This window comes from Anaerofustis stercorihominis, from assembly GCF_005844425.1.
Lineage (GTDB): Bacteria > Bacillota > Clostridia > Eubacteriales > Anaerofustaceae > Anaerofustis > Anaerofustis butyriciformans.
Map to the genome: position 1 here is coordinate 5,104 of NZ_SPHL01000038.1, position 10,714 is coordinate 15,817.

At 25.0% G+C, this 10,714-nt stretch carries 8 protein-coding genes; 7 read left to right on the plus strand and 1 reads right to left on the minus strand.

The window, feature by feature from the left end; all coding sequences use genetic code 11:
* Positions 1–308: 308 nt before the first annotated feature.
* From FGQ49_RS08680 to FGQ49_RS08690, 3 genes are all read left to right on the plus strand, one after another.
* Positions 309–989 (plus strand): hypothetical protein, encoded by a 681-nt coding sequence (locus tag FGQ49_RS08680; protein WP_138269477.1) that lies wholly within the window; start codon positions 309–311, stop codon positions 987–989.
* A 152-nt stretch (positions 990–1,141) separates the two neighbouring features.
* On the plus strand, positions 1,142–1,468 hold the full coding sequence (locus FGQ49_RS08685; RefSeq protein WP_138269478.1) for a hypothetical protein: 327 nt from the start codon (positions 1,142–1,144) through the stop codon (positions 1,466–1,468).
* A gap of 71 nt (positions 1,469–1,539) precedes the next feature.
* Entirely contained in the window at positions 1,540–2,232 is a 693-nt protein-coding gene (locus tag FGQ49_RS08690; RefSeq protein ID WP_138269479.1) for a metallophosphoesterase, read from the plus strand.
* Between the two features lie 470 nt (positions 2,233–2,702).
* Here FGQ49_RS08690 and FGQ49_RS08695 read toward each other — a convergent pair whose 3' ends face one another.
* Positions 2,703–2,888 (minus strand): DUF4926 domain-containing protein, encoded by a 186-nt coding sequence (locus FGQ49_RS08695; RefSeq protein ID WP_138269480.1) that lies wholly within the window; start codon positions 2,886–2,888, stop codon positions 2,703–2,705.
* Between the two features lie 422 nt (positions 2,889–3,310).
* On the opposite strand from FGQ49_RS08695, the gene FGQ49_RS08700 reads away from it, so the two are divergent.
* The 4 genes from FGQ49_RS08700 to FGQ49_RS08715 form a co-directional block, all read left to right on the plus strand.
* Complete coding sequence (locus FGQ49_RS08700; protein WP_138269481.1) at positions 3,311–4,447, plus strand: exonuclease SbcCD subunit D; 1,137 nt, start codon at positions 3,311–3,313, stop codon at positions 4,445–4,447.
* A complete protein-coding gene (locus FGQ49_RS08705; RefSeq protein ID WP_138269482.1) occupies positions 4,447–7,191 on the plus strand; it encodes an AAA family ATPase in 2,745 nt (914 codons plus the stop codon). Before FGQ49_RS08700 ends, FGQ49_RS08705 begins: the two co-directional genes overlap by 1 nt.
* Before the next feature lie 141 nt (positions 7,192–7,332).
* On the plus strand, positions 7,333–10,038 hold the full coding sequence (locus FGQ49_RS10655) for an AAA family ATPase (RefSeq protein WP_243112240.1): 2,706 nt from the start codon (positions 7,333–7,335) through the stop codon (positions 10,036–10,038).
* Between the two features lie 21 nt (positions 10,039–10,059).
* Positions 10,060–10,714, plus strand: a 655-nt coding sequence (locus FGQ49_RS08715; RefSeq protein ID WP_243112241.1) for an McrC family protein, incomplete at its 3' end; no start/stop codon positions are given.

Here is a 10,714-nt window from a genome sequence, read left to right on the forward strand (position 1 = left end):
GCATAGTTAATATATTATAAAAAGGCATACGACATTAACTATACATTGCAGTTATAGTTAGATGACACATGTTGAGACTGTGGTTGAGTTGGTTAAAAAAATTGCATTATAAATGATATATTAAATTAAAATATATAAAAAGCTTTATTAAAAAGAAGAAAAATTTAATTACATAGTTTCAAATTTGAAGAAACTTTTCAAAACTTAGTAAAGTTTGTAAAAGATATAGATGTTCCACTAGATGGAATTTTATATAGTTGTGATGAAGTTGTAGATTATTTTGTAAATTAACATGAATCAGGTGAAATATGGGAATAAATATTTTTAATAAAAATCTTAAAATATATAGAAATAGAAAAGAGGTAAATGAATTAAATTATTTTAAATTTATACCTGAAAATTATATTACGTTGAAAAAAAATGTTATAAAAAAAATGGGATTACCTAAAGGTACAATTCTATTTTGTTTGAATACAAATTGTACCAATGCTTTACTTCTTTGTTTTAAAGTGAATGATGAAATCTCTATGCCTTTCGATGATGTTCAATCTGTAATTGATTCTTTACATGACTCAATGGATGATAACACTGGTATAATAGAGGTATCAACAGCCACAACTAAGTTAAGAAAAAAAATTATTTACACTATTATAAAGCATAAAAAACAAGTTTATAATGATCTTCAGTTTGGAGTTGAATATACATTAAATTTAAATATTAAAGTGAATGATGAAGTGTGGTTAATTAATGGGTCTTTTTGTGAAGAAGGAATTACCGGATATAGGGATAATATAATTTATACAACTGTAATGGAGAATATTAACTTGAACAATCCGTTTGATGAATGGATGTATGATCCATATGATAAAAACTATATTCAAGGTTATCTAATGAATATATCAGAGAAACCAGAATATGATTTAATGTTTCCTGAACATCCTTTATCCGAATTGAGAGGATATATTAAATATATTATAGAAAATAATTAAATTTGAAATTATTTTTTTATTTTTATACCTATTCTTTTAGGTTTTTAGTGTTTTAACTTTCTAACGATAAAAACGTGAAATGAAAATTTTAGTTTTTAAAATATATAAAAGCAAAAGGAAGTTCTAAACATATTATATAAAAAGAGGTTTTTATGAGCGAAAATAGAATAAGTGATGGAAGTGCTGCTTTTCTTGTTTATGATAAAGCAATTGATGGTAATGATACTTTTACTAAATGGCTTAATGATAATGGATTTTCTAAATGGGATAAACATGGGTATTATAGTGGATGTTCTTGGGTATATATTAATTTAAACAATAGATTATATGCACCTGGTATGCCAGGCATTGCTATTACAAGTGTTTTAGGAAATCATGCTATTACTATTTCAGAATTTAAAACTATATATAAAATTTATGAAAAATATGATGGAAAGGATGTATTTGTATTTAACACAAAGAAATTTGATTATGATTAAAATATAATCGTATATAATAAATTGATTTATATTTCAACACAAAAGAATGTAAAAATAAAAAGGAACAAAAAATGTACTATATAACAGGAGATAGACACGGAAATTTAGAAGACTTAATTTATTTTACTTTTGAACATATGACGAATATAGATGATGTAATGATAATATTAGGGGATAGCGGTATTAATTATTATCAAGATGAAAGAAGTTATATGATAAAAAATATGTTATTACAGGCAAATATAACATTTTTCTGTATTCACGGTAACCATGAAGAAAGAGCAAGTAATATTAATAGTTACAAAGAGAAGATATGGAAAAATGGTATTGTATATTATGAAGAAGATTACCCTAATTTATTATTTGCAAAAGATGGAGAAATCTATGATTTTGATGGTAAGAAAGTGATTGTTATTGGCGGTGCATATAGTGTTGATAAAGATTATAGACTAAAGAACGGTTTAAACTGGTTTAAATCAGAACAACCAAGTGAAAAAATAAAAGAACATGTGGAAAATAATCTAAATAAAGCAAATTGGGAAGTTGATTATGTTTTATCTCATACATCCTCTTTAAAATATGAGCCTGTAGAGTATTTTCTTCCATTTATTAATCAAAAAAGTGTTGATAAATCTACTGAAAAATGGCTTAATGAAATAGAAAATAAACTAAAATATAAAAGATGGTATTTAGGACATTATCACTGTGAAAAAATAGTTGATAAAATTAAAATAATGTATAAAAGTATAGATGAGTTTAAATAAAAAAGTTATATACCAAAACAACCCAATATATAAGCATGATATCAAATAATAAGCCGCAAAATATAGAAATTACTCTTGATAAAAAAGTTAGGCAAATGTAGAAGAACTTGTTAAAAGAATAAATAAAATTCATATTTTAAATATTCAAATACATAGATAAATTGTAAGAAATGATAATAAAAATAGGTATTCAATTAAAAGTATGAAAATTAAATAATGGCAAACTAAGGACTTTCAATATATATTTATGTTAGATTTGAAATGTTATGCTAAAGATTATTAATCATACAATATTTACACTCTATATAGCTTGCGAACATTAAATATAAAAAGAAAAATTCTAATTAAAGTACAATTTTTGTGAAAATTAAAAAATAATGTTAGACTTTGAAGTCGATTTGTTTTTGTAAATAGATGAAAAAACACGGCGCATAGAATTTGTTGCTGCCATGTTTTTATAATGTTTTATATTAGTTTGAAATCACAAGTTCTAATGCATTACATGGGGTAGTAAAGACACCAATGGTATCACCATTTGAATCGAAGAATTCAACCTCATAATAAGTGCCATCATATTCTAAAACAATTGCACCTTTAGTTCCAACGGGAAGACCATTAAATTCTTTAATAAGTTTTACTACATCTAACTCTTTCATAATCTATCTTTAAAATCCTTTAATATAGGTATTGTTATTTTTATAATAAGAGCATTATATATTTTACTAAAACTAATTATAATATATCTTATCAAATAAGTTAAGTACAAAAGTAATAATATAAATTAATGTTTATTGGTGCGTTAATATTATTTTCTTATTTATTTAACCATAAAATAGGAGTATAGTTTTAAGATATAAAGACATATGCATTATAAACTATATTGATTAACCTTATTTATAAATATTACTTGATAATAAAATAATAGGTTATGTGTTACTTAATATTTCTAAAAAAACCTAAAATAATTTTAAGTTGTTACTTGATATTTTTATTTAGTAACAACTTATTTTTATGTTATTATAAAATTTATAGAATGAAAATGATTAAGGTTTAAAATAATTTTATTTGGGAGTAAGAAATGAAATTTATGCATTTGTCGGATCTTCATTTAGGGAAAAGAGTAAACGGTTATTCAATGATTGAAGATCAAAAATATATTATAAATAACATATTAGAAATTATGGATAATGAAAATATTGAAAGTGTAATAATTGCAGGAGATGTATATGATAAAAGTGTACCTCCTGTAGATGCGGTTGAGTTATTTAATGATTTTCTTGAAGAACTTGAAAATAGAAATCTTTATGTATTTGTAATAAGCGGGAATCACGATTCACCGGAGCGTATTGCCTTTGGTAATTCATTTATGCGTAAAAGTAAAATATTTTTTTCCCCTGTATATAACGGAGAAATTAATGAAATAGAATTAAATGATGAATACGGGAAAATAAATATATGGATGTTACCTTTTATAAAACCGTTAAATGTTCGTAAGGTTTATGAAGATAAGGTAATAAATACATATAATGATGCTGTAAAAACAGTAATAGATAATCTTAAAATAGATACAAACGAAAGAAATATAATGATTACACATCAATTTGTAACGGGAGCAGAAAGAACAGATTCAGAAGAGATATCCGTAGGTGGAAGCGATAATATAGATGTATCGAATTTTGATAAGTTTGATTATACAGCTTTAGGGCATATACACCGTCCTCAAAATTGTAAATCAGAAAGAGTTAGATATTCTGGAACACCACTTAAATATTCATTTTCGGAAGCTAAGGATAAAAAAAGTGCAACGATTATAGATATTAAGGAAAAGAATAATATAAGCATTAAAACCGTTCCTTTTAAACCTTTAAGGGATATGGTAGAAATAAAGGGAAAATATAATGATATTATGCGACTTGATTTTTATAAAGATACATCTTACAGGGAAGATTATATGCATATTATTCTTACAGATGAAGAGGATATACCTGATGTTATAACAAAACTTAGAGCAGTTTATCATAATATAATGAAAGTTGACTATGATAACATTAGAACGAGATCTTCAAATCAAATTAAAGAAATTGAAAATATAGAAAGTTTTTCTCCTTTTGAATTATTTTCAGATTTTTATAAGCAGCAGAATAACAAAAGCATGAATGAAGAACAAAATAATTATATTAAAAATACGATTGAAGAAATATGGGGGAATGATTAATGAGACCAACTAAACTTATAATGTCAGCTTTTGGTCCATATTCAAATAAAGTTGAAATTGATTTTGATAAACTTGGGGAAAACGGACTATATTTAATAACTGGTGATACCGGTGCAGGCAAAACAACTATTTTTGATGCAATAACATATGCATTATATGGAAGAGCCAGCGGAGAAAACAGAGATGCAAGCATGTTTCGTTCAAAATATGCACTTGAAAGCACTCCAACAAGTGTTGAACTAAATTTTACATACTCCGGTAAAGAATATTATATAAAAAGAAATCCCGAATATGTTAGACCTAAAAGCAGAGGAGATGGGTTTACAACTCAAAAGGCAAGTGTAGAACTATATTTGCCAAACGGTAAAACAATAGATAAACCCAAAGAAGTAAATGATGCTGTTATAGATATTTTAGGTGTTGACTATCATCAATTTACTCAAATTGTTATGATAGCACAAGGTGACTTCTTAAAATTATTAAATTCTTCTACCGATGAAAGAAAACAGATTTTTCAAAAATTATTTAAGACACAAAAATATAATTTACTTCAAGAAAAAATAAAAGAGGATTTTTTAGAAATAAATAAAAAATATAACAGCTTGAAAAGTACTCTTATACAGTATATTGATGGAATAAAATGTGAAGAGGATGAGAATCTTTATTTAACAATAGAAAAGATAAAAAATGAGGAAACTCCTTTTATAGATGTTATTCCATTAATAGAATATAGCATAAATGACAGTACTAAAGAAGAAAAACAATGTCAAATTGAAATAAATAAGTTAGATGATGAAATAGAAGAAATTACAAAAATTCTTACAAAAGCAAAAACACTTATAAATGCTAAGGAAAGCATTAAAAAATCAGAACAAGAACTTATTAAAAAAGAAGAAGAAAAATATAATTTAAGTTTAAAAGTTGAAGAAGCAAAGAAAGAATACGATAAGAGAGATGATATTCTAAACGAAATTACTCAAATTGAAATCAAGCTTGATGATTATGATGAACTTGAAAAAAATATAAATGAAGAAGAAAATATAAAAAATGAAATAAAGATAAATCAAAATTTATTTAATGAAAAATCTTTAAATAAAGAAAAGTTGGAAGAAGAAATAAAGAATATAGAAGAAGAAATAAAAAATATAGAGGAAATAATAAAAAATAAAAGTAATTATATTGAGAAGAAGTCCAAGTTAGAAAAAGAAAAAGAAGATATTGATACTATCATAAGTTATAAAGAAAACTTTGATAAAACTAAAGAAGCATATGAAAACTTGATTAATGATTACAAAATAAAATCCGAAAAAGCACAAGCTTTAAAGGAAAAGTACGATAAGGGAAACAGAGCATACCTCGATGAGCAAGCAGGTATTTTAGCTAAGAACTTAATAGAAAATGAGCCTTGTCCTGTATGTGGTTCAACTTCTCATCCAAATCCTGCAAAACAAGAGTTTAATGCTCCTACAAAAGAAGAACTTGAAAAACTAAAAAGTGAATTTGAAAAAGCACAAGAAGAAGAAAGAAAAGCCAGCGAAAAAGCAGGAGAGGTAAAAGGTTCTTTAAGGGAAATTGAAGAAAGATTAAATAAGCTTTCAAATGACATTTTAAATGGTAAGTCTTTAGAAGAAAAGAAAGAAGATACAGTAAATCTATTAAATGAAGTATTAGATAAAATAAGTGATATAGAAGATAAAGAAACAACAAAAGAAGAACTTAATCAGTCACTTCAAAAAAACAAAGATAACTTAACGAAGTTAAAAGATGAAATTCAAAACATTATAAATTCAAAACTTACCGATGAAACTATGCTAAAAAATATTTCTCAAAGAATAGATAACTTAAAAGGTAATCTTAAATATGAGAATAAAAATCATGCTTTAAAAACAAAAAAAAGTTTAGAACAAACTAAAAAATCTATTGAAGAAAATTATAAAGAAACAAATGAAGCATTTGAAGATTGTAAAAGAAGTATTGATGAGATAAAAATAAAAATAGATACTAATAAAGAAATTATAAAAAATAGTGAAGATGTTGATATAACAAAAGAAGAAGAAAAACAAACATATTTAAAAACAGAAAAACAAAATTTACAAAATAAGCAAAAAAATATTAACCTAACAAAAGAAATTAATTCTTCATATTTAGAAAAAATACAATCAAAGCTTAAAGAACAAGAAAAGGTTGAAGAAAAATATAAATGGTTAAACGCATTAAGCAGTACTGCAAACGGAACTTTAACAGGTAAAGAAAAGATAATGCTTGAAACATATATACAAATGGCATATTTTGACAGAATAATTAACAGGGCAAATATTAGATTAATCAGTATGACTTCGGGACAGTATGAATTAATAAGAAAAACTTCTGCTGATAATAAAAGAAAGCAAAGCGGATTGGAACTTGATGTAATAGACCATTATAACGGCTCAAAAAGAGATGTAAAATCATTATCAGGAGGGGAATCTTTTAAGGCGTCGTTATGTTTGGCACTTGGATTATGTGATGAAATACAGTCCTCTGCAGGAGGAATAAAACTTGATACAATGTTTGTTGATGAGGGTTTCGGTTCTCTTGATGAAGAATCTTTATCTCAGGCTATAAGAACACTTTCATCATTATGTGAAGGTAACAGGCTTGTAGGGATAATTTCTCATGTAAGCGAACTAAGAGAAAAAATTGATAAGCAGATTATAGTAAAAAAAGAAAAAACGGGTGGGAGCAAGGTAATAGTCGAAGTATAATAAAAAAACTTCTTAAAATTTAATATTTTAGGAAGTTTTTTATTTTTTGTTTTTATTTGTAAGTATATATAATTGAGTTTGATATTTTGTTGTGATAAAATTTTTTATAACAGGTGATAAGTTATCATAAGGAGAAATAATATGGATAATAAAATCGGTTTAACATGGATAAATTTTTATATGGAATTTGCTTCAGTTTTATTAAATTATAAAAATAATAGAAATGTTCTTATAGATAAGTTGAAAAAAATATATAGAGAGAATGAACAATATATTAAATTTCCTACATTTGAAAAAAATAAAGACATTATAGATATCGATCCTTTTTCAGTTTTTGGTCTTTTTAATAAGGGAATAAAAGATAGTAACAGGAAACTAATTTTAGAAGGTATATCAAAAGAATTTGGAGTTAAAAGTAATATTCCTTTAGACTTTGATGGAGTTCCATATATGAATAATCGTAAAGCATCTTTCTTCTCTTTTATTGAAAAGAGAGGAGCAGGAGATATAGACGGGCTTTGGAATATGTTTGAAGCGGGAATTAATTACGCAGATAATAAAAATGATAAAACGAGAAATGATTTTATTATTGCTTATAATAATGTAATAAAGCAATATGGTGTATATTGGAATATTACAATGGGATTATTTTGGATTCGTCCCAATACATATATAAGTTTAGATTTAGTGAATAGAGAATACATTTTATCATGTGATATTATTGATAAAAAAGTACATTACATAACAGATGGATTAAGAAAGATGCCAATGGGACAAGATTATCTATATTTGATTGATAATATTTCTGCTAATTTAAAAAGTGGAAAATATCAATTTAAAAACTTTGTTGAATTATCTTCTTTTGCATGGACTGATTACAATAACAAAAAAAATAATATAGATAAAGAAATTAATTCTACACAAAATATTGAAGAATATAATCCAAACATTACAAAAGAACAATGGAAAAAATTTATTATAAACGTTGAAAAACCACTAAATTCAACATCAATAAAAATGTTAAAAGCAATAATGGAATTAGGTGGTGAGGCTTATTGTAATGAATTAATAGAAAAATATGGAGGGAATTTGGATTATTATGTAAGATCTACCCTGGGGCTTGGGAAGAGAGCAAAAAAATATTTTAACTTAGGAAATTACATAGAGCATGGTAAAGAAAGAATATATGTAATTCCTTTTGTAGGTAAAAAAACAAATGAAAATAATGCTGATAATTTTGTTTACTCCATAAGGAAAGAATTAAGAGAAGCGTTAAATGAAATAGATTTATCAGATATTTCACCATTTTATGAAAATGAAAATTTACTTAATGGGACAACGAAAGAAGAAAAAAATATGCAGGTAACAGATATTAGAAAAAATACTATTTTATATGGACCTCCTGGTACAGGGAAAACATATAATACAGTATTATATGCAGTTGCAATAATAGAAAATAAAAAATTAGCTGATATAAAAAGTGAAAAATATGAAGAGGTATTAAAAAGATATAATCAGTATAAATCAGATGGATTAATTGAATTTACAACATTTCATCAATCTTATGGATATGAAGAATTTATAGAGGGGATAAAACCGATTATTGATAATAATGAAGATGAAAACAGTGATGTAAATTATAAAATTGAACCGGGTGTTTTTAAGGCTTTTTGTGATAAAGCAGAAACAGCTTCTTTAAGTAATTCAAATTATAATTTGGAATTAAATAATTCACCTGAGATATGGAAAGTTTCCTTAGAGGGTACAGGTGAAAACAGGACAAGAAGTGAATGTATGGAAAATGGTCACATAAGAATTGGATATGATTTTTATGGAGAAAATATAGAAGATGAAACAAAATTTGAATTTGGGGGTAAAAATGTTTTAAATGCGTTTATTTCCAAAATGAAAGTAGGAGATATTGTTTTATCTTGCTATAGCTCTACTACAATTGATGCTATTGGTATTGTAAGTGGTGAATATGAATGGCATGATGAATATGAAAAGTATAAGCGTTTAAGAAAAGTAAAATGGATAGTAAAAGGAATAAAAGAAAATATTGTTGATATAAATAATGGCTGTTCATTGACATTATCTTCTGTATATAGGTTAAACATTTCATTGTCAGATGTAATAAATATTATTTCAAAATATTCAGGTGTGTTATTACATTCTAAAAAAAGAAAAAGTAACTTTGTTTTTATAATTGATGAAATAAATAGAGGAAATATTTCAAGCATATTTGGGGAACTTATTACTCTTATAGAAGAAAGTAAAAGAATAGGTGCAAAAGAAGAATTAAAATTAAGACTACCTTATTCAAAAAAACTTTTTGGAGTTTTAGATAATATTTACATACTTGGAACAATGAATACTGCCGACCGTTCTATTGCTCTTATTGATACAGCCCTTAGACGTCGTTTTGATTTTGTTGAAGTTTTACCAAATGAAGAAATTTTAAATGATGTATATGTAGAAGGTGTTTCTATTAAAGATATGCTTAAAAAAATAAATATGAGAATAGCAGCATTATATGACAGAGAACATATGATTGGTCATTCGTACTTTATTTCTCTTATAAATAATCCTGATTTGAATACTTTATCAATGATATTTAAAAAGAATATTATTCCGTTATTACAAGAGTATTTTTATGAAGATTATGAAAAGATTGGTTTAATTCTTGGGGATAACAATAAAAACGATGAAGAAAAATTTATTGTTAAGAAATATTATGATTATAATATGTTGTTTGGAAATAATGTAGATATTGATATAGATATACCTTATATATATGAAATTAATGAAGAAGCATTTGAAAATATTAATGCTTATAAGATGATATAAGTTGAAAGAAGTAAAATTTATATGAAAAAGATATATCAAATTAAAGAATATGGTTCGTTCTCAAAAGGTAGAGAGGTTAAAGGATATATTTCTCTACCTGATGATACTTTTGATGATTTAGAAAATTTTATACTATCAAATTCTTTTAAATATACTCAAACCCTTGATATTATGAAACTTTCGGTTCAAAGAGGTGTAGGAAAAATTATTACAGCACAAAACTATGTAGGCATGATTACAATGAACGACGGAACTGTTATAGAGATACTTCCTAAAATTTATTCAAAAGAAGAAGAGAATGAACAAAAGACAAAAAAGCTTTTTATAGATATGCTTAAATCATTTAAAGAATTTCCATATAAAAACTTTCAAATGTCTAATATGGATATTTCAAAAATGAGCATATTTGAAATTTTTATAAGAATGTTTATTGATGAAGTTTTTTACATTGTAAAAAGAGGAATAAAAAGTGATTACCAAAGAGTATCTGAAAATAAACCGTTTTTAAAGGGTAAAATAGATTTCTCAAAACAAATTAAATATAATTTAATACATAAAGAAAGATTTTTTGTTCGTTATAATGACTATAATACTAATTGTATTGAAAACAGAATTATAAAAGAAACTTTATTATATTTATATAAATTTACATCTTCATCAAAAAACAAAAAAGATA